The sequence below is a fragment of the Pseudomonas sp. NUPR-001 genome (assembly GCF_052147955.1).
GTDB lineage: Bacteria > Pseudomonadota > Gammaproteobacteria > Pseudomonadales > Pseudomonadaceae > Aquipseudomonas.
In genome coordinates, this window is sequence record NZ_CP197353.1 from 3,068,615 (window position 1) to 3,093,108 (window position 24,494).

A 24,494-nucleotide genomic window follows, 5' to 3' on the forward strand; every position below is an offset into this window, starting at 1 on the left:
TTACAAATACCGATTTGATAATTCAAAGAAACGCGACAAGCATGATTACCACCAAGCAACCAGCCACACAAGAAAGGAACTCTTGTATGCCTGAGCATTACCAAAACACCCCAATAAGTGTGATTTTCACATGAGCGCTAACACAGCTCTACGGCATTCGGACAATGCCGTAATGCTTGAACTTTCCATGCAGCTGAAAGCGTATCAGTATGTCAGTTGCCTCCAGTATCCGGCGCTACCCGTTACGCAACTGGGCGGCGAAACCTGTGATGCATTCAATGCCAGCTGGGACAGGTTAGAAGCGGACGCTTATTTAGGTGCGCAACACGGTATCCGCAAGCGCAGAATCTGCAAGTTCGAGTATCTTCAGCGAGAAAGACGCTGGAAGCCCCTCGACGATTGTCGCTTCTACCAATCCGCAACCGACAACCCGCTGCTGGGTGGGCTCGAGCGTATCTATGCGCGCAGCGAGCCGGAATTCACTGGTTCGCCGGTGCTCATGGCCTTGCTGGCCGCCGACCTGACGTTGATGGACTTCACCGTTGGGCCGCACGACTGGCAGGTGACCTGTCACCAGTTCAGAACCCTTTGCGACCCACACAATCAAGGCCAGGCTACACCCGAAGGTCGTCACCGCGACGGGCATGACTTCGTTTTTCAGCACCTGATCAAACGCGAGTCAGTCACAGGAGGTGAAAGCCGAATATACCGCGAACACGCAGAACTTGTATTCAGTGCAACGCTGACCCGTTACATGGAAACAATCGTGTTGAATGATCGCGCACTCTTGCATGAAGTTTCCCCACTGCAAACGTTTAAAGGCGCACAACAGGGTTGGCGTGACATGTTGATTATCGATTTCGACAGGATAAACCACTGATGAAAGGTTCAGCTTCTTTAGCCGCCACCTGCCCCAGCACGTACAACTATATTATCGAACAGTTCAATCAGGCACTTGTCAGGCGCCACACAACACTTTCACTTACCGCCAATGAAAACATACTGTCTGAAACCGCACGAACACTCGGACAAAACCGTCATTACGACCGCTATTTATTCAACGCGGAAACTGCGACGGGACACCATTACGCGGCTGAGTTCAACGGCATGCATGTCGAACATTTTCCCGAGGTCGATGAGCTCAAGGCCCTGGCCACCGAGGCTACACAGTCGATGTTCAACGCCGCGTTCGTGGAGTACCGAGTGCTTTCCGGCGTTCATTGCACGCTGAGCGTGCTGGCCACCCTCACCAACCCCGGCGACACGGTTTTCTCCCTGGCGCCAGCGTGCGGCGGGCATTTCGCCAGTCGGCCAATGGTGCACAACATCGGCAGGCGCAGCCGCTTTTTGCGCCTGGATAACCACGGCCAGATCGATCTGGCCGGGTTCGACGAACAGCTTCACGGGCTGGGCCACCAACCTGCGGCGGTGTTGCTCGATCACGGCCTGACAACCGCTGTGATCGCCATCAGACCGTTGCGCGAGCTGCTCGACCGCCACGGTTTCAGGCGCACCCTGATCATTTACGACGCTTCCCATACCCTCGGCCTGATCGCCGGCCAAACCTTTGCCAACCCGCTCGATGAAGGTGCGGACATTCTGCAGGGCAATACCCACAAGTCACTGCCCGGTCCACACCGGGCGTTGATTGTCTGTCGGCGCGCCGACCTGGCGCAGCAAATCGAGCAGTCGATCAGCGCGGGCCTGGTGTCCTCGCCCAACCTGCCAAGCCTGCTGCAACTGTTCATGACCCTGGTGGAAATGCACCACTACGGCAAGGCCTACGCCCAACGCATGTGCAGCAATGCCCGACGCTTGCAAGGCGCGCTGGCGGACGTTCCCGGCTGGACCGTACAGCCCACCGACACCCATCTGCTGCTGCTCGAAGGCGCTCGCTGCGATCAGGCCGCACAACAGCTCAACGAGCTGGGGATACGGGTCAACAACAAACGCATCGGCAGCCGCGAGTGCTTGCGTTTCGGGGTTCAGGAAATCACCCGCCTGGGTATCAGCGGTCAGGACCTGGACGCCCTCGCAGCCATTGTCGGCAACGTGTTGAGCAACAGCATTGACCCTGCCGACCGTCATCGCCTGGCGCACATTTGCCAGCGCCTGAACCGGGTGCATTACAGCTTTGATCAGCAGGTGCAGCCATGAGCGCACCTGGCTGCCTGATTATCGGCAACATACGCGACGGAGAGTATGAAGGACTGATTGCCGAAGGCATCACCCCCGTGCTGATTGCCGACACCAGCACAACCGCCAAGATTGCCAACCCAGCACTGCTGCCTGCCACGGCGAAGTACGACTTTTCCAAAGGGCTGAGCGCTGAGCTGGTCAAGCTGACGCAACAGTTGTTGGACGAGCATGCGTTCACCAGTGTGCTGAATTTCCGTGAAGGCTATGTAGCAATCACCGCCAGGCTGTGCTCGGCACTCCCAGCCTTGGCCCATCTGCATCGCAACGTCGAAAACACCCTGGACAAAGCCTTGCAACGTCGATGTTTCGAGCAATCGAGCAACCCAGACCTGCAGGTGGTTTCTCAGCACGTGCAGATCGAGGATCTGCTCGGCCGCCCGCACGCGCTGCCCTACCCGTTCATCCTCAAACCGGCGAACCTCTACAGCAGCCTGTTTGTACGCTGCATCCATAACGCTGAAGAGTTGCTGGCGTACAGCTGCAATGAATGGCCGGCACTGCAGCGTTATGTAGCCGGTAAACACCTGAGCTCGGATCAGTTGCTGCTGGAGGAGTACCTGCAAGGCTCGAACCATTCGATTGATTGTGCCATCAGCCCTGACGGTTCGATCAGCAGCTTCCCGATTGTTGATGTGATCACCGGAGTGGACATGGGACGCGGCGATTTTCATCACTTCGCCCGCTACAGCCCTTCGCTGCTCGAGCCTGACCTGGACCTGAAGCAGCGCTGCCATCAACTGGCCCACGATGCAGTGAATGCCTTGGGGCTCAAAGGCACCTTTGCCCATGTCGAGTTCATCCTGACTGCCCGCGGGCCGAAAGTGCTGGAGGTCGGTGCGCGTCCGGGCGGCAGCCGCATTCATGTGACCCGCCAGACGTGGCAATTGCCGCTGGAGGTCTGCTATCACCGCGCCCTGTCCGGGCAGGCGTTGCCTCAGGCTGGCGCCGTGCTGCGCCCGTTCGGCATCGTCACACCGTTTGCCCGCACAGATCGCACTTACGACGGCCTGCATCAGCTTGAACGCCTGCGCATGCTAGCGGGCTTTCAGCGTTGGTATGCCTATGTGCAGCCAGGCGAACGCATCGGCCCGGTCAGCAGTGGCTTTCAGAATTACCTGTATATTGAGTTCCACCAAGATGACACCGCCAGCTTGCGCCAATCGCTGCTGGCCGTCGCCGACTGTGACCTGTATGCCGAAAAGCCCGCAGCAACTCAGGGTAAACACGTGCTGCTGATTGGAGGACGCGACTCGGGGTTGGACTGGGACACAGCGCAGCGCTTTTGCTTCACCCTTGTCCAGCACCCTGCACAGCTGACCGACTATCAGCGTGAACACGCAACCCTGGTGATGACATCCGACCTCGCGGATCTGGACAGTTACCGCGACACGATCGAACGGCTACACCAACAACAGCCGTTCGCTGCCGTCGTTTCGTTTTGCGAAGCCGGCCTGCTGCCGGCCTCGCAGTTGGGGGCGCAGCTAGGCATCACCCACAACAGCCTGCACAGTGTCGAAGTCAGCCGCGACAAACTGCGCTTGCGCCAGCTGTTGCACAACAGCCCCTACGCCTTGCCGGCTGCGGCTATCAGCAGTCGCGAGCAAGCCCGCGCCTTTGTCCGCCAGCATGGCCCAGCGATCGTCAAGCCTGTCTGCGGTTCCGGCAGTCAGGGCGTCTATGCCATCGACACCGTCGAAGCCGTCGAACTTCTGCCATTGACGGGACACAACCTGATCGAAGCGTTCGTCAGCGGCGAGGAGTACAGCGTTGAATCGCTGAGTCTGGACGGCCAACACCAGATCCTCGGCATCACCCGAAAGTACACCAGCGGCGCCCCGAGCTATATCGAAACCGGGCATGACTTCCCCGCGTGCCTGGACGACGCCCACCGCAGCCAGATCGAGAGCGCCGTACTGTGGCTGCTCGAACGTATTGGCAACCGCTGGGGCCCGGCGCACAGCGAAATCAAGATCGATGGCCAACGCCTGCATGTCATCGAAACCCAGACCCGCTTCGGCGGCGACCAGATCTGGGAAATGGTCTGGAAAACCACGGGTGTCCATCTGGCGGCCGCGACCATTACCGCGATGACCGGCTGCCCATTGCCCGCGCAAACAGGCACTTACCAGCAAATGGCGATCCGCTTCATCGAAGCGGCTGTAGGCTGTGATCCGGCACAGCTGCACACACAACTACTGCAATACCCTTTTGCCCTGCGGGCAACCCTGCACTCCGAGTCCTTTGGCCGTCCCATCCAATGCTCCGGCGACCGCCATGGTTATGTGCTGCTGGGCTGTCGTGACGACCGCGAGCGGGCCTCCTTCAACAGCGTGATCTCCCACCCACCGTTCATCCACCAAGGACAGGCGCAATGACCCACAACGACCACCTGTATTACCTCGATGGCCCAATCAGCGCGAATTTCCCGTCAATTGCCTTTTCCACCAACGTCTACGACAACCCGGCGGACATTCTGGGCTCGATCACCGATCTCGCCCGTTACTTCAATGCCGTGGAGTTCGAGATCGGCGAAGATGCCGAATCAGTGTTCTGGTCAATGAGCGACGATCAGCGCCTGACGCTGGCTCGGCAAATCCGTCAATTCACCGAACAGCACTCTATCACCCTGACGGTGCATGCCGGATGGTGGGGCCGTCAGTACAACCTATGTGCCAGCGATCCGGGCGAGCGTGCCCAAGCGGTGAACTGCCTGAGCGCCGCCGTGGTGTTTTCGCGCGAGGCCGGGGCCAGCAGTGTCACCTTCCACCCTGGTTACAGAGACCACCTGGATAATCAGGGGCTGCTGACCAACCTGATCAGCGCCATCAACCAGGTCACCGACCGCTGTGATACCGGCACACTCGCGCTGTGCCTTGAGAACATGGGGGGGCAACGCCCGAGTTTTCCGGTGTTCACTGTCGAAGAACATGTCCAATTTCATGCCCAGACCGGCTGCTTCCTAACCATCGACGTCACTCACCTGTGCTCGTTATTCCCTTACGGTCCCAGCCTGTTCGCTGCTATCGAAGCGCTAGCGCCGATCACCCGCCACCTGCACATCGCCGACCTCAACGACACCCATCATCAGCACTTGCCGCTCGGCGAAGGCAACCTGCGCCTGAGCGATGTGCTCAACCGCTTTGCCCGTAACGGCTATCGCGGGGTGGCGGTGGTAGAAGAGTTCATTCCACGCTTCTCCACCGAATACTATCTGGAGAAGGCGCTGGCCTATAAGGCCGGCGTGCATGAACTGTGTACCAGCCGTCATGCCGGTTGACGTCAGCCGCGCTGTGGCAGCACCACGCCGCGAAATCGCCTGCGCCATCGCTGATGCCCTGCCGTTCGTGTTCTCGCTGCTGCTGACCTTCAGCCTGATCGGCATGCTCGGACGGCGCAGCGGTCTGGACCTGTCGGCGCTGGTGGTGTTCAGCGGTCTGGTCATGGCCTCGCCGCTGCAACTGACCTTGTTGGAGACACCGGCACATCTGTTGAACAGCGCCGCTGTTGTACTGGCGGCGCTGAGCATCAATCTGCGCTTTCTGGTGTTCACCCTGAGTCTGAAGCCCAGCCTTGAAGGTCCGGTAAAAGCGTTTGTCCCGGCGTTAGCGGTGATGGCCAATGCCGCCTTCACCCTGATGTGCATCCGCAAACAGCAGCAGCCGATCAGTCGCCCCTACGCCAACACCGTGTGCTTCGTGCTGTACGCCGCCGCCCTGCTCGGGACGGTAGCGGGCTATTGCTTCGCCGGCCTGGCCGCCGAAGCGCTGATGGAACATGTCAGTGTGGTGATTGCGATCTTCATCAGCGCTTCGCTCGGCCAGATGGCACGTGAGCGCCACATTTTTCACGCCCAATGGCTCGCCGCGCTAGCCACGGTGGCAAGCCTGCTGTGGCTGGGGCAGATCAGTTTGCTGCTGGTGCTCAGCGTCACCGTACTGACGAGTTATGCCTATGACCGAGACTGATACCTTCTGGCGTTATGTGCTGATCTGCGCACTGGTCTCGGTAGTCTGCCGCCTGCTGCCACTGCTGGTGGACGTGCAGCGGCTTTCCGGTGGCGCGCAGGCGTTTATCGAGCGACTGGGCAAGTACACCTCCGTGGCGATGCTGGTCAGCTTGCTGGCGGGCGCGTTGTATCCGTTGGCCAGCCAACAGGTATTGAGTGCGGTGTGGTTCGGGCCGGTGGTCCTGGCCTGGTTGCTGAGCCTGACCCGTCTGCCGTCCTACTATACCTTTCTCATCGCACTGGGGGCCTATGCGCTGGGCACCTATGCACTGGCAGTGCTGTATTAATCGTCAATTGACGCGGAACCAGCCCCCATGCTCTCCTACACACCTTGTTACGGGTGCCCTTCACAGGGTGAAACGGGAAACCGGTGCCCATGTGCTTGTTGTTCAAGCCATGTCAGTCCGGTGCTGCCCCCGCAACGGTAAGCGAGCGAAGCGTCAGATCCACTGTGCAGTTGCATGGGAAGGTGATGCTTGCCGGGAGGCCAACGCCACCCCCTCGCGAGCCCGGAGACCGGCCCGCAACAGTGTGCACACAAGCACCACAGAACATAACAAACCCGCGGTGGGCGGGCGCTGTTCGAACCTCTGCGTGCCCGGCCCGCAGGGGTTTCATGCGCTCTATCCACCCGCTGACACTTCAGAGGGAAGCGCCATGTCGATCATCAGCAGCACCGGCAGCAACACAGACAACATTTCCGTCAGCACCACCCTGGCCCAACGCCTGACGGCTGCGGTCTGCGCCTCGATCCTGGGCCTGTGCCTGGTCTACTTCGCCGGTTTCTCGCGCATCGAAGCGGTACACAACGCCGCCCACGATACCCGCCACAGCGCCGCTTTCCCCTGCCACTGAGTAGCCAGCAATGATCAAGCGTATTGCCCGTACCGCCGGGTTTACCGGACTGTTGGCCGCCCTGCTGCTGACCCTGCTGCAAAGTTTGTGGGTGACGCCGCTGATTCTCAAGGCGGAAACCTATGAAAGCGCCGCGCCCGCCGTTGAGGCGCATGAGCATGCCCCGCGCGTGGCTGCCGATCACCACCACGACAGTGAAGCCTGGGCGCCGGAAGACGGCTGGCAGCGTGTGCTGTCGACCACCGGCGGCAATCTGGTGGTTGCAGTGGGCTTTGCCCTGATCCTTGCCGCGCTGTACACCCTGCGCGCACCGAAAAGCGTGATCAGCGGTGCACTCTGGGGCCTGGGCGGCTTTGCCGTGTTCTGCCTGGCGCCGACCCTGGGCCTGCCAGCGGAGCTGCCGGGAACCGCCGCCGCTGACCTGGCCCTGCGCCAGGCCTGGTGGGTGGGTACCGCCGCTGCAACTGCAGTGGGGCTGGCGTTGATCGTGTTTGCCCGGCACTGGCTGTTCAAGGCACTGGGGGTTGTGCTGCTGGTGGTGCCGCATGTGATTGGCGCGCCACAGCCTGAGGTGCATGAAATGTTGGCACCCGAAGCGCTGGAAGCCGAGTTCAAGGTCGCTTCGCTGTTGACCAACGCCGCGTTCTGGTTGGCCCTGGGCCTGATCAGCGCCTGGTTGTTCCGTCGCCCACGCCAGGCCTGAACGACATGCAGGTGTTCGTCGGCCTGGGTTGCCGACGCGGTTGCTCGGTCAAGACCCTGAGCAACCTGTTGCATCACACCCTCAAGGCTCACGACCTGCCACTGGCCAGCGTCGTGGGCCTTGCCAGTATCGACCTCAAGCACAACGAGCCAGGGCTGCTGCAGTTGGCCCAACAGCTCAAGCTCCCCCTGGTGTTCTTCAGCGCCGCGCAACTTGCCGCCTATGAGCCCTGGCTGAGCCATCGTTCAGCGGTTGCCTACCAGCACAGCGGTTGCTACGGCGTTGCCGAAAGCGCCGCCCTGGCCCTGGCCGAGCAGCTCGCCGGCCCGGCGCAGTTGCGGGTGCCTCGCACTTTGAGCAGCGACGCCAGCCTGGCATTGGCCACGGCCCCAGGCTTTAGCGGATAATCCGCCCTTTGTTTCCCAAGGATTGTGCATGACTGTCTATTTCATCGGTGCCGGCCCGGGCGATCCCGAGCTGATTACCGTCAAGGCTCAGCGCTTGATCCATCGCTGCCCGGTGATCATCTATGCAGGCTCGCTGGTCCCCGCTGCCGTGCTGGAAGGGCATCGCGCGCACACCGTGATCAACAGCGCTGAATTGCATTTGGCGCAGATCATTGAAGCCATCAAGCAAGCGCACGACCAGGGGCAGGATGTCGCGCGGGTTCACAGCGGTGACCCGAGTCTGTACGGCGCCATTGGCGAGCAGATCCGCTACCTGCGCGAGCTGGGCATTCCTTACGAAATCGTGCCCGGGGTTACCGCCGTGGCGGCCAGCGCCGCCCTGCTCGGCTGCGAACTGACCCTGCCCGACATCGCCCAGACCGTGATCCTCACCCGCTACGGCGACAAATCGCCGATGCCGCCTGGCGAGCAACTGGCCGACCTGGCCCGCCACCGCAGCACCCTGGCGATTCATTTGGGGGTCAAGCACCTTGAGAAAATCGTCGTAGAACTGCGCCCGCACTATGGCGGTGATTGCCCGATCGCGGTGGTGCATCGTGCGACCTGGCCTGACCAGGACTGGGTGCTCGACACCCTGGATGGTATTGTCCAGCAGGTACAGGCCAAAGGCTTTCGGCGCACAGCACTGATTCTGGTTGGCCACGTACTGGCCAGCGACAGTTTTGCCGAATCGGCGCTGTACCGTGCCAGCCATGCTCATTTGTATCGTCCCTGACGGAGAACTGGATCATGCTTGAACTGCGCCCGTGCTGCGAATGCTGTGGCCGTGACTTACCCGGTGACAGTCCGGAGGCGTTGATTTGCTCGTTCGAATGCACCTTCTGCACCGACTGCAATGCGCGCACGCTCCAAGGCCAGTGCCCCAACTGTGGCGGTGAGCTGGTTAAACGGCCTGCCCGGGCGGCGGAGAAGCTGGTCAAGTACCCGGCCTCGACTACACGCATCGTCAAACCACACTGCTAAAGGCACTGTGTAGGAGCGGGCTTGCCCCGCGATAGCGATAGGTCAGTCACATCGCATCGCGGGGCAAGCCCGCTCCTACACGGGGTCATGGGGTTTGGTATTGGCTCAGGTATTTGTCCAGGGTCGCTTTGTCACCGCTGCCATCGTCGGCCACTTGCCACAAGCGCCGCTCGATGCCTTGTGCCAGCAGGTGCCCCACGGCCGCTTCGATGGCCGACAGCACGCACAGCTGGGCCGGTTCGTTGGTGGTGTAGCCCACTTCCGCTTCCAGCAGCTTCTTGAACTCGATGAATTTGAACACCCCGGCGCTGCGCCCAACCGAGTAGATGGTTTTGCTGGTCATGACGTTGGCCAGCACCTGCCCACTGCGCACGTCCACCGCCCGCAAGTTGACCGAGACCTGGTCGACCCGGTACTCACGGGAGATGTCGATCCCCAGGTAACGCGCGCCCTCACCCCCACTGCGTACGTTGGTGTCATAGGCAATGATGCCGCCCTCGAGCATCAGGTTGGCCGCCTGCAACGGTGGCAGTTCGCCTTGAATGTTCAGCGGCGCATCCGGTTTTTTCTGCGAGGCGCGGATGATTTTGCGTTCGGTCAGCAGGTTCTGCAGCCCTTCACGCTCCAGCACCACGAACCAGCCGCTGGCCTGCAAGGCATCCATCAGCATGCTCGCCGCGCCTTGGGTGACGCTGGTCGAGAATGAGCTGGCCGGGGTCGGTTTGTACTGCCCGGTCTGGTCACGGAAACCGTAAACCACCGCCATCAACCGGCCTTTAGGGCGCGGCATGTTAAGCAGGTCGTAGTAGGTCGAGGCCCGCGGGGTCAGCGTCGGACTTTCGCTGTCTTGCTCAGCCGGCATTGGCTCGCGCAGGCTGCAGCCTTGCAAGGTGGCCAGGATCAGCAGTGTGGTCAGAAATCGTTTCATGATTGTCACTCCCCATTTCCTGGCCTTTCAAGGGTTCAGGCCATTGACCAGAACTTCTGATATTTCACCGGTTGCGCGGTCGGTAATCTGGATGGTCAACGCGCCGGAATCATCCAGTACGTTGATGATGAAGGCATCAGTCTGCAGGCTGCCGGTGGTGCCGTTGTTGATGTTATTGAGCAGCTGCGACAGCAAACGCGACTCCAACTGGCTGGTGAAGCGCTCCAGGGCTGAAGTGCCGGCGAGTGCCGAAGCACGGTCCTTGATGGCCGGGTCTTCGTGGTCGTTCTGCGCCTGGGCGTTATTGAGCAGCCAGGTACCGTTGAGCGGGTTGCCGCCAAAGGCCGGGTTGACCGGGGTGTACACCAGTTCAGTGGCGTTGGCCTGGCTGCACAGGGCAGTGAGCAAGACCAGAGAGGCCAGGCGGGAGGTTTTGTTGTTGTTCATAGCTCGTCCCTCTCAAGATCGGTGGTGTCCTGCAGCAGCATCTGCAGCTTGCGCTGGATGATCTGCTCCTTGACCAGGTCAGCCGCCTCGTATGCGGCGTCCTTCAGTTCTGTGGTGTTGGGTGGCAGAAAGCGCCGGTAGATCACGCGTTGTTCAAACTCGACCGTTACCAGGCTGCCCCAGCGTGCATCCGGCCGCTCCCGTACCACCAGGTTGAAGTCCAGACGGCTGGTGGCACGCAGCCGCTCGGCGAAGCTGTAATAGAAGTCATGGCCGATGTGCGAGATGGTGTTGTCGACGATAAAGCCCATCATCTCGTCCTCGGCGCCGCCTCGCGCGGTGCCGGTCAACAGCACCAGGGCCAGGGCGCAGGTGGCCAGGCGGCGGTTCATTGCCCTGCTCCTTGTGCCGGGCTTTTAGTGCCACTGGCGGCAGATTCGGAAAAGGCTTTTTCCGCCACGAACTGCCAATCGGAGTAATGCTCCAGGCCATCAAAGTCCGACCACTGCGCGGCGAAACCGGTCTGCTTCATCGGTGTCAGGTCAGATTGGCTGTAGACCCCAGTGATACGGCCATCAATCGAGCGCAACAGCCCCCATTCATCGCTGCCGGTAATCGGGTCGGGGTACAGGCGCCGCAGATGACGCTTGATCCCGGGGTAGCGTGGGTCTTCGAGCAGCTCGTCGAGGGTCTGCGGGTATTGCGCCAGGCCCGGCGACTCGCGGTAATAGCTGCGCAGTGCCTGGGCATACTGGGTACCGACCCAGAGCAGGTCACGCTCACGATCGCGCAGGCCCTGGGTTGACCACAGGGTAACGGTCGAGCTCAGGGCGATGCCGGTCACGGCGATCAGCAACAGTACCCCCAGGTAGGTGAAACCTGCCTGATCGGCGCTACCACTCGGCATAGAGGCTGCCATCGCGCGCCCTCCCGGTTGCACCGCTCTTGATATCCGCCACCGCGCCACTCACGCCTTCTGGCGGTGCCACCACTTGCCAGCTGTCACGGCGCTCGGTGATCGGGTCCAATGGCGGATTGCGCAGGTAACGTTGCTCGACCAGTTGCTCCAACGACTCGGGATAATGCCCGGTGTCACCGTAGTAGTGGTCGAGCGCTTCGCGCATCACCGCCAGGCTCTGGCGCAACGTAGCCTCACGCGACGTTTCCAGGCTCTGGAAGTAGCGCGGCATGGCGATGGTCATTAAGGTGGCAATGATCGCCATCACCACCAGCAACTCGATCAGGGTAAAGCCTTGGTTGCGTCGCATGCTGATCACCACTGCCCGTAGGCGATGCCGTTGAGGCCCTTGCCCGGCGCTTTGGAGTAGACATCGAAGACGTCCTCCCCTTCGCGCGGGTTTTGCCCCGAACTGTCATAGGAACGCAGCCCCCAGCCCCCCTCGTCGTCGGCCTTGCGGCTAAGCAGCGGGTCGTGGGGAATGCGCCGCAGGAAGTAGAACTTGGCACCTTTGGCGCTGCGCACGTCACGCACACCGTCGACCAGCACCTTCAGGCTGGGCGGATAGCCAGTGGCGTTGAGCGACTTTTCGATGTAACCGGCGTCAAACGCCCGTTTGTACGCGTCGATAGCATCGCGGATCTGGTACAGCGCGGTTTTCAGCTCCTGCTCCTTGCCGCGGCGCACCAGGGTTTCGGTGAGCGGCGCAGCAATCGAGGCCAGCAACCCAAGCAGCGCCAGGGTCAGCATCACTTCGATCAGGCTGAAACCTGCTATCGCGCGTTTCATGGCTCAGGGCCTCACTGCAGTCGGTACGGCGGCCAGCGGCTGCTCATCGTCAACCTCGATCGGGCCTCGCTGGTTGCGAATCTGCATGCTGGTTTCGGTGCCCGACGGGAACTCCATGTCCGAAGGGCTCTGGTACGGCAGGTTGCGCACGATGCGTGGGGTGATCGACAACACCAGTTCCGACTGGCTACGGTCGTTGCGGTTGCTGCCGAACAGACGGCCCAGGCCGGGGATGTCGCCGAGAAACGGAATCTTGTTGCCGCTGGCGCCATCGTCATTGCGCACCAGACCCGCCAGCACCTGGGTTTCGCCGTCGTGCAGGCGCAGGCTGGTCTGCGCGTTGCGGGTGTCGACCTGTACCGGGATGGTGCCCTGGCGGGTGGGTTCCAGCGGCTTGGCGTTGCTGACCTCCAGCGAAACCTTGATCGCCACTTCGTTGTTCAGGTGCACCACCGGGGTGACTTCAAGTTTAAGACCGACATCCAGGTAAGTGATGCTTTCGGTGATCACCGGCCCTTGGGTCGAGGGCACCGACGTGGCACTGACGATCGGTACCCGCTGACCGATATGGATGCGCGCCTGCTCGCGGTTACTGACACGGATCACCGGGCTGGCCAGGGTATTGATGTCGTTGTCCTGGGCGTTGATCTTGGCTTGTGGCGAAGGCGAGATGGAAATGCGTGAGGAGTCGATGCCACGCAATTGATCGAGGGTCGTCACGCCCTTGCCGTCTTCGTTGAGTACCCCGAAGGTGTTGGGCCACTGCAGGCCGAGTTCGAGGATGCGCGAACGCGCCACTTCCATCACCTCTACTTCCAGTACCACTTCCGGGTTGGACTGGTCCTGCGACTGCAGCAGCTTCTCGGCCATGCGCACCGCGTCAGGGGTGTCACGCATGGTCAGGGTGTTGAGGCGTTCATCGACAAACACGTCACGGGTTTTGAGCATGGTCTTGACCATGTTCAGCGCGGTGTTCGAATCGATGCTGGTCAGGTAGAAGGTGCGCATGACCAGTTCCTGATAGTCCTTGGTCTTCTGCGGCGAGTCCGGGTAGATCAGCAAGGTGTTGTCGTTCACCACTTTCTGGTGCAACTGGTTCTGTTCCAGCAACAGCGCAACGGCGTCTTCGATGCGCACGTCGCGTACGAAGATGGTGGCCTTCATGTCCGGGCGCAGGTCTTTGTCGAAGATGAAGTTGAGCCCGGCGACCTGCGACAACACTTCAAAGATGGTTTTCAGGTTGGCATCGCGAAACTCCAGAGTGACCGGGCGTTCCATCTTGGTCCGCAGTTGCGGGTTAGGCTGAGCGGTGCGGCTCTGCACCAGCTCGATGTCTTTGCGCAGGGCCAGGCCATCCTGGTTCTGCGGGTCGAGCATCAGCACTTCGCGCATGTGCCGCTCGGCGCCGAACAGATCGCCCTGGCGCAACGCCGCCTGACCGAGGGCAACACGTTCGCCGATGTTGTCGATCTGCTCGATCTGACGCACCGCTTCCTGAGCCCGGCGGTTGTTCGGTTCCAGGGTCAGCACCCGGCCGTAACCCATGCGAGCCCCGGCAAAGTCGTGGCGGCTGCGGTCGCTGTCGGCCTGGGTCAGCAGCGCTTCAACGGACTGACGGCGGCCCTGGATCACGGCGATGTTCAGTTCGGTGTCGCGTGGGTTCTCCTTCAGCGCGTCTTCCAGCATGGTGATACCGGCTTCGTATTGCCCTTCGGCGATCAGCGCCTGGCCGTCCTTGCGTACGCCGCTGGTTCCACAACCAGCCAGCGCGACACAGAGTGCGAGCATCACAAAGGGCGCCTTGTTGCAGTGCCTGGACGAAATCATGGTGCGCTCCCTACAGACAAAGTCTGGGACAAGTGCAACGGCAGGTAGACCACGCTCAGCTCCGTGGCGGAGATGTGCTCGATCCGGTAGAGGTCATCAATCACGTCGCCGCGACGTACGACGTAGAGTTTTTCGCCGCTTTGCAGGAACACTTGTTGATCGTCACGGTCATCCAGACGGCCAACAAACTGAAACGGCAAGGCCGGGGCCGCGGGCGCCACGGCGACAGGCGCTACGGCTACCGGTTGTTCGGTCACCGTGGCCATCTGCACTGCCGGTTTCCAGCTTTTGCTGGGGAACAGGTCGCGCAGGGTCAGCGGTGCAACCTTGCCGGTCTGTTCAGCAGCGGCGCTGCTGGCCAGCGCTGCCTGCTTGGCAACGGTCACGCCAGCGTCGCTGTCCGCAGGCTGCGTATCGAAGAAGTAGCCTGGAGCCAGCGCCAGTGCGGCAGCAGATCCGAGGAAGGCCAGCCAGGCCAGGCGGCGTTGAGTGTTCATCATGACCTCGACAGGTAGAGGGTCATACGCAGGCGGCCGGTGAGTTCGCTGTCACCGATCTTCTTGCGCTGCAGGTCAACGTCTTCGAGCACCAGGGCCGGCAACTGGCCGAGCAGCGCGTGCACGAAGCGGCGGATCTGCGGGTAGCTGCCACGCACCGGCAACAGAATCTGGTAGCGCGCCAGCTGGGTCTTGGGATCAACCCCCAAGGCATATTCGCCACGGGCCAGGCTGATGCGCTCGGCCTTGGCCAGGGTGTAGATACGGTCGATGGCAACGGTCGCCTGGGGCTGGGCCGGCAGTTGTTTGTGGAAGTCCTCCAGCTCACGTTGCGGCACTTGCGGCAGCTTCAGGTCGCCCTTTTTCAGTTGCTGCACCTGCGCTTGTGCCTGTTCGCTGTGCAACTGTTGCTGTTGTACGTGCTGCCATTGCGGCAGTACCACGGCGACGCCGTACAGCACCGCCACCAGTACCAGAGCAGTCCCCGCGAGGCCCGCGATTCCCAGCTGCCGGGCGCGTTCATGCAGTATCAGGCTATGGATGCGCATTGCCGATCTCCCAGGTCGCGGACAGGTTGAACTGCACCGGGTGTTCAGGCTGCTTGGCCATGATTTCGTGGTTGAGCAGTGATACGTCGCGCAGTTCGCCGCTGGCCTCCAGACGCTTGTGAAAGCTGAGCATGGCTTCCAGGTCGCGGGCTTCGGCACTGATGCGCACCTGACCTTTGCGGGCATCGGGGGTCAGGGTCAGCAGCGCCACGTCGTCTTGTGGCAAGGCCTCGAGCATGTCGAACAAGCGCTCCCACGGGCGTTGCAATTGCTGCGACACGCTGCGCATCTGCGCCAGTTTCTCGGTTTGCTCGCGGCTCTGTGCCGGGGTCAGCGCCGCCGTGTGCTCAGGGCGCTTACCCAGTTGCCGTTCGAGTGTTTCGAGTTGCTGTTCAAGCGCCGCCTGTTGCTGGTTGAAATGCTGGCCAAGGACAACGGCACCGGCCAGCAGGCTGGCGCCGACCGCCAACAGCACCCAGGCCGACAGGGCCGTGCGCCGTGGCTGAAAATCCAGTTCCAGGCGGCGCATGTCAGGCCACCGCTCGGGTCATGTGGCACAACACATCGCCCGCATCGCCGTCCAGTTCGCACAGCTGCACGCCCGCCAGCGACGGCGGTTGCTCGTGACGGCCTGGCGCATGGAGGAACACCGGCAGCTCACCTTCATGGGCGTTGAGTTCGCACTGGCGGGCGATCAGCGCCTGCAGGGCGGCGTCGCTGTCAGTACCGCCCTGGGCGCTGATTTGCTGCCACACCCCGTTCTGCGCCAGCAGGCACACCGTGCGCTGCGGTTCGGCGAGTACGAAGAGAAAATCACGTTGCCCCAGTTGCTCGGCAAAGCGGTTGTAGGCAGCCATCAGGTACGGGCGCACCGAACGCAGGCGCAAGCCCAGGTCGCGGCAGTGGTCGTGCAGGCGTTGCAGCAAGGCTTCCGGCACCGCCGTAGCAATCCGCGCGGCACCGGCGGCCTCGGGTGACACCACCAGGCGCCAGCCCTCCAGGCTTTGCCCGTAGTGGGCCTCGAAGCAGGCCCGGGCATAGTGGTGCAGTTCATCGGGGCGGTTGATTGCCGCGCTCCAGGGCACCAGGCAGAAGCGGCAATACTGCGCCGACAGCAGCAACTGCAGTTCGGCGCCTTTGCAGCGCTGTTCCGCCAGCAGGCTGTGCAGGGTGTCCAGGGCCAGGTTGGCGGCCTGGCTGCGCTCGGCGATAAAGCCCAGGCTGCCCAGCCAGTGTTGATCTTTACCCTGGCGTTGGCACAGGCCTACACCCTGGGCGCCGAGCACGGCGATAAAGCGATCAGGCGACAAATGTGACACGATTGATCTCCTCCAGCGTGGTCCGGCCATCGCGCACCAGTTCCAGTGCCGAACTGCGTAGCAGACGCAGGCCGCGTTGACAGGCCAAAGCGCGGATCTGCGCCAGCGGCCGGCGTTCAACAATCATTTGCCGCAGTTCGTCGTCCAGGTGCAGCAACTCGGCGATGGCGGTACGCCCGCGATAGCCGCTGCCCCGGCACTGACCGCACCCACTGCCGTGCACAAAGCGGTAATCACCGACCTGCCAGGGTTCCAGCCCGGACAGGCTCAGTTCTTCATCAGTGGGCTGTTTGGGGCTGGCGCAGGACGGGCAGACCAGGCGGATCAAGCGCTGGGCCAGCACCGCGTTGAGCGCCGAGACAAAGCTGTAGGGGTCGACCTGCATCTGGCTGAAACGGCCGATCACATCGAAGACGTTGTTGGCGTGGATGGTGGTGAACACCAGGTGGCCGGTCAGCGCCGATTGCACGGCAATCTGGGCGGTGTCCGGATCACGGATTTCACCGACCATGATTTTGTCCGGGTCGTGGCGCAGGATCGAACGCAGGCCGCGGGCGAAGGTCAGGCCTTTCTTCTCGTTGACCGGGATCTGCAGCACCCCGGGCAGTTGGTATTCCACGGGGTCTTCAATGGTGATGATCTTGTCTACGCCATGGTTGATCTCGCTGATCATGGCGTAGAGGGTGGTGGTTTTACCGCTGCCGGTCGGGCCGGTCACCAGGATCATGCCGTAAGGTTCGTTGGCCAGGCGCCGCAGGCTGCGCAAGGTCTGCTCTTCAAAGCCCAGGGCTTGCAACTGCACGCCACTGACGCGGTCGGCCAGGTCTTGTTTGTCGAGCACCCGCAGCACCGCGTCTTCACCGAAAATGCTTGGCATGATCGACACCCGAAAGTCGATCTGGCGGGCGCTGATGCCGATTTTGAAGCGGCCATCCTGAGGCACGCGCTTCTCGCCGATGTCCAGCTCGGCCATCACCTTGATCCGCGAGATGACCTGGTCGGCAAACTCGCTACCGCTGACCTTGCTGATGCTGTTGAGCACGCCATCGATGCGGTATTTGATGACCAGGCCGTTGCCGGTCACCCCCAGGTGGATGTCACTGGCGTGCATTTTCAGCGCGTCGTACAGGGTCGAGTTGACCAGTTTCACCACCCGGCTCTGGTCTTCGCTGATGCTGGCCAGCGACAGGCTTTGCAGGGTGTCGAGTTCATTGACCGCTTCGCTTTCGGTCTCCAGCGAATCGACGGCATGAAAGTTTTCTTCGTGGCGGGCGAGAAAACCGGCCAGGTCCGCAGCGTCGACCAGGTACAGCGGCGCGCCTTGCAGGCAGTCGTCGATCCAGGCCAGGCGTGCGTGATCGAAGGGGTCGGCGAACACGCCCAGGGTCTGGCCATTGTGTTCGAGGAAGAGGAACTCGCGTTTCAGGCACTGCGCCAGGCTGACCCGCTCAAACAGCGGTGTGGCGGCAAACAGCGCGTGGCTGTCCAGGACCGGGTAATGCAGGGTGGCGCCCAAGCGTGCGACAAACTCGGCGGGGCTCAGGTTGCTGGCACGTTGCAGGGTATCGAGGAGGCGTTCGCCGCTTTGCTCAGCGCTGGCACGTGCTTGAGCAAGGAGATCACGGCCGAGGGGTACCGGGGCACTGATCGGGGTGGAGACTACAGCGAGCGACACGATTTCCATGACTTGCTCTCCAGCGCGGAGCGCGGCAAGCCATGTTCAGCTGTGCTCGCGCATTACTCCCCGGTGAGCAGTTGGTCTTCGTCTGGTTCTGGCTTGCGGACGCCTCGTCGGCGATCTGCCAAAACCCAACTACCGTCGAACAACTGCAGGGGGAAACTGTCATTCCTGCTCTGGCGCCGCTCGACAAACCCTGTGTCCGTGTTGCCCTCACTGCCGTCTTCGCGCTTGATGCCCATCAGGTCGTTGACTGCACGGGCCAGTTCCGCCAGCGGAAAAGGCTTGAACAGGATATGACTGACACCGAGCTGGGTGGCACGCTCACGGACCTCGGCGGTCGGGTGGGCGGTGATCAGCACGAAATGACAGTTCCTGCTCTTGCGTACGGTCTCCAGTACCTGAAACCCCTCCATGTCGGGCAAGCGGAAGTCGAGCACTATCACGTCAGGTTGGGTGCGTTCGGCTTCACCGATGGCACTGGCCCCGTCGTGGGCAACATGGACGTTCAGGCCTTGCGCTTCCAGGTAAGCCTGGATATTGCCCGCAAGGGTCTGTTCGTCATCGACTACCAATATTGTGTTAACCAAGGTCGACTCCTTGAAACATCACAGGTCCGGTTTCCCGGTCTGCCGAAGTGCGACCTTGTATAGGCTTACGCATGCTTCGTGCCAGACCGGTAACGGCGCTCATCAATGTGCTATGTCGTTGATTCTTTAAGCGTAGACGCAAATAGGCCATATCCTCTCCCCCAATCCTGGGGGCCGGATGGCGTTTTGCCTCTACTGGTATCCCCAACATTGGGGGTCAGAATAGTCGTCAGTCAAGTCGCTGCACCTGCCCGGCGTCACGTAGACGCTGCAGCAAGGCTAAACGCGCCTGCGACTGTTGTTGATCGACCAGCAAACGTTTGGCCAGTTCCATGCCCTGTTCATTTTCGACCGAGCCAGCAGCGGATTGGTTCTGCACCTGCGCTAACGCATCGGCATTGGCCAGATAGAACGCCCGCACCTCGGCCACGGCCGGCTCTGGTACCTGGGAGGCTTGCATGAACACCTGCTGGGCTGCCAGTTCATGACGGATGTAATCGGCAAAGCTGTCGCGGTCAAACCCGGCATCGGCCAGGCGCTGCTCGAACGGCTTGGCATTGCCCAGGGCCTGGCGCAGTTGCTCGATCTGCGCCTGAACCTGGTCGTCACCGACGCTGATGCCCTGACGCTGCGCTTCCTGCCACAACAGTTCCTTGTCGATCAGGTCGCTGAGTGCCTGCTCACGCAAACGCTTGTACACGCTGGGGTTGCGAATGCTGGTCAGCGCCCTGCCCTGTGCTTGCAGGTAGTCGGCAAAGTAGCGCTCCAGGCGCAGTTGGCTGATCGCCACGCCGTTGACTTGCGCGGCCGCCGGGCCGTCCTGAGCCTGCACGTGCAACGCCAGCAGGCACAGCAACAATGTCAGTAGTTTCATGGTGTACCCCCTTCACTGACAGGACGATAGGCCGCCACCGGATAAAACACCGGGCCAGGCATTTCCAGGGTCACGACATGCGCCCCGGCCAACCCCTGACGCCGCCCCGGGCCGAAATTCAACGGCGGGGTGAGCCCGGTGTGCACGTCGTGCAGGCTTTCCAGGGCCTGCATGAGCTTTTCCCGGCTGGCATCACGGCCCGCCTGTTTAAGCGCGTCCCCAAGCAACTGCACCGCGCACCAGGTGCTGACTTGCAACACGCCTTGGCGGCCGTCCAGGCCCTGGCGCGCGCGCATCTGGCTCAACGCCTCGCTACCGGCTGCGGTCCAGTCACCGGGCACAAAGGGATAGGCCAGAAACACCCGTCGCGACCAGGCCTCAGGTACCCGCGGCAACTGGCTGGAGACCTGATTGGCGGCGGCGAACAGATACGGTGTGCGCTGGCTCTGCTGCAGTTGATCGGTCAGACGGCTGAAATCGTCGGCCTGCCCCAGGAAGAACACCGCCTGCGCGTCTGGCGCCTGCTCACCCAGCGGCTGCGCTTTGACATTGCCCCAGCCCCGCTGCAGTAGCTGCTGCTCCAGGTGTTGCGCCAGGCCGGTCTGTGCCGGGTCGGCGTAAACAATCCGGGTAGCGGCCTGCTGCAGCGTCAGCGTGCGCTGGGCATAGTCCGCCAGGCTCAGCAATTGGTCATCCAGCCCCGGTAATGGGTCAAAAATCTGCGCGCTGCGCGAAAGCACCGGTGCCGCGCCAATCAAGGGCACCCGCGCCTGCTCCAGGCGCTGCGCCAACACTGGGTCAAGCGCTGGCGCCAAAGGTGAAATCAAGGCAAACACCTGTTCCTGTTCGAGCAGTTGCGTCAGCGCCTGTTCGGCGCTAACCAGGTCAGGCCCCGGATCGAGGTTAATCAGTTGCAATTGGCGGCCATGGATACCGCCCTGCTGATTGAGTTGTGCGATACGGTCTTCAAGCACCGCCGCCACTATGCGTGCCGAAGACGCCAGGCTGCCTTCAGCAGGCAGCAAGGTGCCCAGGCGCAAGGTACGCTCCTCCACGCCGGGGTCACGGTCATCGGCCAGACGCTTGAGGTAGGCATTGAGGTTGCGCTGGTCGGCCATGCTCAGCACGAAGCGCGGCATGGCAGGGTCCAACTGATTGCCTGCCGGGTCGCGGCCTTCTTGAATGGCTCGCGCCAGGCTGGACTCGGTGTAGGCCGGGTAGCTGCGGCCATTGACCTGACGCAGCCCCTGCCCGACCACCAGGCGTTGCCAACTGAGTACCGGCGGGCGCACACCGCCTTCGGCACGCCCCAAGCCATCGGCACCATGGCAACTGCCGCACGGCACCACACTGGCGGGTACCAGCATGTCGGCAGCGCCGACCCGCGCCGACACCTGCGCATCACTGCTCGACAATCCCTCGCGATACAAACGTTTGCCCGCCAGTTCCGCCGGTGTCAGCTCCAGGCCCAGCGCGAGACTGCTGATGGCCAGCATCAGCAGCAGGCAGGCGGCGCGCAGTGAACTCATCATGATAATCAACGCCCAGCCAGGGGTTGCGAGAGCAACTGCAGGCGTTGAGCGATGGCTACGGGCGGTGCATCCGGGCGAATCTTGCTCCAGCGCTTGTTGGCCACATCACCGGCGATCAACTGGGTTGAGTGTTGCTCAGGACTGGGAATCAAATGACCAAGGCGCATCAGTACCAGGTCCATTTGCGCCTTGTCGCCGGTCAGGAACAGCCAGTTGGGGCCATCCACGCCCTGCTTTTGCGCAAATTCCTTGAGCACTTGCGGGGTATCGTTGGTGGGGTCGCTGCTCAACGAAACGAAAGTAACCTTGCTGGCGGCCTCCTCGCCCAGCGCCTCGCGCACCTCGCGCAATTTGCGGGTGATCAGCGGGCAAGCGTCATTGCAGTGGGTAAAGATGACATTGAGCAGCACCACCCGGTCTTTGAGCACATCGCTGTAAAAACGCAGCGAGCGACCGTTCTGGTCCTGTACCAGGCTGTCGGTGAAGTACGTCTGGGCGTCATGGGTTCCCGTGGTCGGCGTGACCGCACCAGCGCCGGGATCGGCAGCAGGCTTGGCCTCCGGCGCGTGGCCTTCATGGGCGAACGCCACGGAACTGAGGATCCACAGGCAGGCAGCCAGCGCCACCCAGTCGACACCGCGCATCACCGTACGGTGTGCAGTTGTAGTGCTCATGGTTGCACCTCCTGGGCGATGGCCGTGTGCTTGGCGTGCACCCGGCGCGCGCTGAGCCGGTCGATTTCAGTGACCAGCAGGGCCGGGTCGGTGAAGCCGTAGAAGCGTGTCCATTTGCCGGTGCGGCCATCGCCGACGAGGATCAGCGGCGGGTGCTCACTGAGGTTGGCGCTGAAACTGCCCAGGCCCTTAAGGGTTTCCGTCACGGCATAGGGTGAGCCGGTCAGCCAGCTCCAGCCCGGGCCGACCTGAAAGGCCTTGGCATAATCCTGCAGGCGCTTGGCGTCATCACGTTGCGGGTCAACGCTGATCGACACCAGTTGCACTTCATCACCGACCCGTCCACCGAGTTGCTTCTGCACCTTGCCCATGATCGACGAGACCACCGGGCATACCGTGGTGCAGCTGGTGTAGATAAAGCCCATGACCACCAGGCGGTCGGCGACCAGGTCCTTCTCCAGGCGTACCGGCATGCCGTTCTGATCCAGCAGTTGCACGTCGGCAAAGCGTACCGAGGTTTTCTCCTGATGCGCCGCGGGTGGTGTGTGACCACTGTGATCGTTGTGGCCGCTATGATCGACACCGCCATGGGCCTGGGCGAGCCCACAACTGGCGGCCAACAGGCAGAGGCTGAACAGTCTGCAGCGATCGAGCATTTTCATCGCACACTCCTTGAACCCGAGTCGGACGCTTGTTGAGCCGCAGCGGGGAGCACCCGCAGGCTGGTGTAGTTTTTCTCGGCAAACGCACTGCCCAGCGACGGTGCTTGCACATGCAGGTACCAGGCGCCGGCCTCGGCCAGCTCCAGCGGTGCTTCGTACACCCCGTCGCCAACTTCATGCACACGGCTGTCGCGCGGCAGTGACGACGGTGCGAGGAAGTAGCGCACGCTCAGGTCCTTGATGCCATTGCGCGGTTTGCCATCGCCTTCAACGATGCGAAAACGCGCGGTGAACGGAGTGCCCTGCACCACCACCTTGGGTTCGAGCAAGAACTCCACCTGCGGTAGCTTGCGGTGCGGTGCGCTGGCGGAGGCAGCCACTTCGGTGCTGAAGCAATGAATGATCTGCGGCTGATTCAACATGAACGCCACATCGAAGGTACCGGCAGCGGGCAGCTTGATCGTCGAGCTGTACACCCCCGGCGACACTTCACGCAGGCTGCGGTCGATAACCAGCGCAGCACGGGCGTTGTGGCCACGGTTGGCGTAACCCGACATCGGCGCGTTCATGCCTTCGGCATAGAAGTAGGTGGTGTTGTCTGCCGGGTTGACCACAAACACCGAGTTCTCGTCGCGGGCCACGGTCAGGCCCTGGGCCAATGGCAGGTCACCGGCCTGGCGCGGTGCTGCGGCGCCAGCGTCAAAGCCCTGGACGATAGGCTGGCGGCCCTGGCCAAGGCTGCTGAGGTTGATCATGGTGACCTTCGAAGACGCCAGGCCACGGATATAGGCGTAGGCCTTGGTGAAGGTCAGTTGGTAGGGTTCGGCCGCCACCGGCAGGCTATGGATCAATTGGTCGGTACTGGCGTCGATCACCAGCGCCTGGCTCTCCAGGGTGTTGAGGACGATGCCGAAGCGTCCGTCGCTACTAAAGCGCATTGGCCCCAGGCCCTGTTTGCCTTCGATGCGATGGCGCAGTTCATGGCTGCGGGCGTCGATCACGCTGATGCTGCCGTCGCGCCCATCGGCCACATAGACGGCCTGGGACAGCGGCGAATAGGCCACTGACAGCGGATGCGAGCCGACTTTAAGGGTTTTCACCAGACGCATCTCGCTGGCATCGATCACGCTCAAGGTGCCACTGTCACGGTTACTGACAAAGGCATAGCGTGAGTCGGCGCTGAAGGCGATTTCGTGATGACCGCTGCCGGTGGCAAAGAACTTCATGGTTTTGCGGCTGCTCACATCAATGACCGTGACGCCGCTGTGCGCCGCATCGCTGGCGTTGTTACCGACCCACAACAAACGCTGGTCGGGCTGCAAGGCCACCCGCAGCGGCTGCTTGCCGGCGTCGATGCTGCCTACGCGCTGGAAGGTCGCAGCGTCGATCAAGGCGACTTCACCGCGCTCGGGCATCGACACGAAGACTTGCTTGTCGTCGCTGCTCGCCACCCAGTCCATGGGCACACCCGGCAGTTCGATGCGCGCCAGGGTGCTGGTCACCCCGCCGACTGAAACCGACGGATCGATCACGGTCAGGCTGGCATCCTTGTTCAGCACCAGCAGGAAGTAGCTGTTGAGGTCGAGCAACGGTCGGGCGCCGATGCTGCTTTTGAGAAACAGCGCCACCCGCGCTTTGCAGCTTTTATTGCGGTCCTTGGCCGCGTCACCGGTGAGTGCTGGGTCCAGCCAGGCGCCGGGCGAAACGCCCGACAGTGGCTGGCCGCTGTTCTGGTCTGTGACTTTGAAGCGCACATTGGCAAATGCGCCCTCGGTCAGCACCCCATCACTGCCCAACGGCTTTGCCTCGAACTCAACCGTGACCCCATCACGGCTGAGCCGGTGCAGCGCCTGCGGATCGCTCTCGGACAACTCGCTACGCGGGTCGCACCACAGGCTCTCGTAGCTGATACCCAGGCCCATCAGGGTCAAACCTGCCATCAGGCCCAGGTACAACGGTCGATTTTTTTTATTCATGA

At 61.9% G+C, this 24,494-nt stretch carries 29 protein-coding genes and 1 riboswitch; of the genes, 11 read left to right on the forward strand and 18 right to left on the reverse strand.

What is annotated here, in order from left to right; genetic code table 11:
• Positions 1-172 precede the first annotated feature (172 nt).
• The 11 genes from ACP6KB_RS13820 (at position 173) to ACP6KB_RS13870 (ending at position 9,193) form a co-directional block, all read left to right on the forward strand.
• Positions 173-880, forward strand: a complete 708-nt coding sequence (locus ACP6KB_RS13820) for a 2OG-Fe dioxygenase family protein (RefSeq protein WP_442107301.1) — start codon at positions 173-175, stop codon at positions 878-880.
• Positions 880-2,157, forward strand: coding sequence for a hypothetical protein (locus tag ACP6KB_RS13825; protein WP_442107303.1), 1,278 nt, complete (start codon positions 880-882; stop codon positions 2,155-2,157). The genes ACP6KB_RS13820 and ACP6KB_RS13825 overlap by 1 nt, the downstream gene beginning before the upstream one ends.
• Entirely contained in the window at positions 2,154-4,574 is a 2,421-nt protein-coding gene (locus ACP6KB_RS13830; RefSeq protein WP_442107305.1) for an ATP-grasp domain-containing protein, read from the forward strand. Before ACP6KB_RS13825 ends, ACP6KB_RS13830 begins: the two co-directional genes overlap by 4 nt.
• Entirely contained in the window at positions 4,571-5,476 is a 906-nt protein-coding gene (locus ACP6KB_RS13835) for a sugar phosphate isomerase/epimerase family protein (protein ID WP_442107307.1), read from the forward strand. Before ACP6KB_RS13830 ends, ACP6KB_RS13835 begins: the two co-directional genes overlap by 4 nt.
• Positions 5,445-6,164, forward strand: coding sequence for an AzlC family ABC transporter permease (locus ACP6KB_RS13840; RefSeq protein WP_442107309.1), 720 nt, complete (start codon positions 5,445-5,447; stop codon positions 6,162-6,164). Before ACP6KB_RS13835 ends, ACP6KB_RS13840 begins: the two co-directional genes overlap by 32 nt.
• Positions 6,151-6,492, forward strand: a complete 342-nt coding sequence (locus tag ACP6KB_RS13845) for a hypothetical protein (protein WP_442107311.1) — start codon at positions 6,151-6,153, stop codon at positions 6,490-6,492. The genes ACP6KB_RS13840 and ACP6KB_RS13845 overlap by 14 nt, the downstream gene beginning before the upstream one ends.
• A 34-nt stretch (positions 6,493-6,526) precedes the next feature.
• Positions 6,527-6,744, forward strand: a riboswitch (cobalamin riboswitch).
• Positions 6,745-6,862: 118 nt separating this feature from the next.
• Complete coding sequence (locus tag ACP6KB_RS13850; RefSeq protein ID WP_442107313.1) at positions 6,863-7,060, forward strand: CbtB domain-containing protein; 198 nt, start codon at positions 6,863-6,865, stop codon at positions 7,058-7,060.
• Positions 7,061-7,070: 10 nt separating this feature from the next.
• A complete protein-coding gene (locus tag ACP6KB_RS13855; RefSeq protein WP_442107315.1) occupies positions 7,071-7,763 on the forward strand; it encodes a CbtA family protein in 693 nt (230 codons plus the stop codon).
• 5 nt (positions 7,764-7,768) lie between these two features.
• Entirely contained in the window at positions 7,769-8,170 is a 402-nt protein-coding gene (locus tag ACP6KB_RS13860) for a cobalamin biosynthesis protein (RefSeq protein WP_442107317.1), read from the forward strand.
• 28 nt (positions 8,171-8,198) lie between these two features.
• Positions 8,199-8,945, forward strand: coding sequence for a precorrin-4 C(11)-methyltransferase (cobM, locus tag ACP6KB_RS13865; RefSeq protein ID WP_442107319.1), 747 nt, complete (start codon positions 8,199-8,201; stop codon positions 8,943-8,945).
• A 14-nt stretch (positions 8,946-8,959) separates the two neighbouring features.
• Positions 8,960-9,193, forward strand: a complete 234-nt coding sequence (locus tag ACP6KB_RS13870; protein ID WP_442107321.1) for a DUF1272 domain-containing protein — start codon at positions 8,960-8,962, stop codon at positions 9,191-9,193.
• A gap of 85 nt (positions 9,194-9,278) precedes the next feature.
• Here ACP6KB_RS13870 and ACP6KB_RS13875 read toward each other — a convergent pair whose 3' ends face one another.
• The 18 genes from ACP6KB_RS13875 to ACP6KB_RS13960 form a co-directional block, all read right to left on the reverse strand.
• Complete coding sequence (locus tag ACP6KB_RS13875; RefSeq protein ID WP_442107323.1) at positions 9,279-10,121, reverse strand: CsgG/HfaB family protein; 843 nt, start codon at positions 10,119-10,121, stop codon at positions 9,279-9,281.
• 27 nt (positions 10,122-10,148) lie between these two features.
• Positions 10,149-10,568, reverse strand: coding sequence for a curli assembly protein CsgF (locus ACP6KB_RS13880; protein WP_442107325.1), 420 nt, complete (start codon positions 10,566-10,568; stop codon positions 10,149-10,151).
• On the reverse strand, positions 10,565-10,960 hold the full coding sequence (csgE, locus tag ACP6KB_RS13885; RefSeq protein WP_442107327.1) for a curli production assembly/transport protein CsgE: 396 nt from the start codon (positions 10,958-10,960) through the stop codon (positions 10,565-10,567). Before csgE ends, ACP6KB_RS13880 begins: the two co-directional genes overlap by 4 nt.
• Entirely contained in the window at positions 10,957-11,487 is a 531-nt protein-coding gene (locus tag ACP6KB_RS13890) for a type II secretion system protein (RefSeq protein WP_442107329.1), read from the reverse strand. The genes csgE and ACP6KB_RS13890 overlap by 4 nt, the downstream gene beginning before the upstream one ends.
• Positions 11,462-11,836: a type II secretion system protein gene (locus ACP6KB_RS13895; RefSeq protein WP_442107331.1), complete on the reverse strand. Its 375-nt coding sequence runs from the start codon at positions 11,834-11,836 to the stop codon at positions 11,462-11,464. Before ACP6KB_RS13895 ends, ACP6KB_RS13890 begins: the two co-directional genes overlap by 26 nt.
• A gap of 5 nt (positions 11,837-11,841) precedes the next feature.
• Positions 11,842-12,315: a prepilin-type N-terminal cleavage/methylation domain-containing protein gene (locus tag ACP6KB_RS13900; protein ID WP_442107333.1), complete on the reverse strand. Its 474-nt coding sequence runs from the start codon at positions 12,313-12,315 to the stop codon at positions 11,842-11,844.
• A gap of 3 nt (positions 12,316-12,318) precedes the next feature.
• Positions 12,319-14,142 carry a secretin N-terminal domain-containing protein gene (locus ACP6KB_RS13905; RefSeq protein ID WP_442107335.1) on the reverse strand — a complete coding sequence of 608 codons (1,824 nt, stop codon included), beginning with the start codon at positions 14,140-14,142 and terminating at the stop codon, positions 12,319-12,321.
• Positions 14,139-14,639 carry a hypothetical protein gene (locus ACP6KB_RS13910; protein ID WP_442107337.1) on the reverse strand — a complete coding sequence of 167 codons (501 nt, stop codon included), beginning with the start codon at positions 14,637-14,639 and terminating at the stop codon, positions 14,139-14,141. The genes ACP6KB_RS13905 and ACP6KB_RS13910 overlap by 4 nt, the downstream gene beginning before the upstream one ends.
• A complete protein-coding gene (gene pilO, locus ACP6KB_RS13915) occupies positions 14,639-15,187 on the reverse strand; it encodes a type 4a pilus biogenesis protein PilO (protein WP_442107339.1) in 549 nt (182 codons plus the stop codon). The genes ACP6KB_RS13910 and pilO overlap by 1 nt, the downstream gene beginning before the upstream one ends.
• Positions 15,174-15,716 carry a PilN domain-containing protein gene (locus ACP6KB_RS13920; RefSeq protein ID WP_442107341.1) on the reverse strand — a complete coding sequence of 181 codons (543 nt, stop codon included), beginning with the start codon at positions 15,714-15,716 and terminating at the stop codon, positions 15,174-15,176. The genes pilO and ACP6KB_RS13920 overlap by 14 nt, the downstream gene beginning before the upstream one ends.
• A 1-nt stretch (position 15,717) precedes the next feature.
• Complete coding sequence (locus ACP6KB_RS13925) at positions 15,718-16,506, reverse strand: hypothetical protein (protein WP_442107343.1); 789 nt, start codon at positions 16,504-16,506, stop codon at positions 15,718-15,720.
• Positions 16,487-18,190 (reverse strand): GspE/PulE family protein, encoded by a 1,704-nt coding sequence (locus ACP6KB_RS13930; RefSeq protein WP_442107345.1) that lies wholly within the window; start codon positions 18,188-18,190, stop codon positions 16,487-16,489. The genes ACP6KB_RS13925 and ACP6KB_RS13930 overlap by 20 nt, the downstream gene beginning before the upstream one ends.
• 53 nt (positions 18,191-18,243) lie before the next feature.
• Entirely contained in the window at positions 18,244-18,774 is a 531-nt protein-coding gene (locus tag ACP6KB_RS13935; protein ID WP_442107346.1) for a response regulator, read from the reverse strand.
• 229 nt (positions 18,775-19,003) lie between these two features.
• Entirely contained in the window at positions 19,004-19,648 is a 645-nt protein-coding gene (locus ACP6KB_RS13940) for a SurA N-terminal domain-containing protein (protein WP_442107348.1), read from the reverse strand.
• Positions 19,645-21,177, reverse strand: a complete 1,533-nt coding sequence (locus ACP6KB_RS13945) for an ABC transporter substrate-binding protein (protein ID WP_442114308.1) — start codon at positions 21,175-21,177, stop codon at positions 19,645-19,647. The genes ACP6KB_RS13940 and ACP6KB_RS13945 overlap by 4 nt, the downstream gene beginning before the upstream one ends.
• A gap of 8 nt (positions 21,178-21,185) precedes the next feature.
• Positions 21,186-21,854: an SCO family protein gene (locus ACP6KB_RS13950; protein ID WP_442107350.1), complete on the reverse strand. Its 669-nt coding sequence runs from the start codon at positions 21,852-21,854 to the stop codon at positions 21,186-21,188.
• On the reverse strand, positions 21,851-22,516 hold the full coding sequence (locus ACP6KB_RS13955; protein WP_442107352.1) for an SCO family protein: 666 nt from the start codon (positions 22,514-22,516) through the stop codon (positions 21,851-21,853). Before ACP6KB_RS13955 ends, ACP6KB_RS13950 begins: the two co-directional genes overlap by 4 nt.
• Positions 22,513-24,492, reverse strand: a complete 1,980-nt coding sequence (locus ACP6KB_RS13960) for a cytochrome D1 domain-containing protein (protein ID WP_442107354.1) — start codon at positions 24,490-24,492, stop codon at positions 22,513-22,515. The genes ACP6KB_RS13955 and ACP6KB_RS13960 overlap by 4 nt, the downstream gene beginning before the upstream one ends.
• Positions 24,493-24,494: the final 2 nt, after the last annotated feature.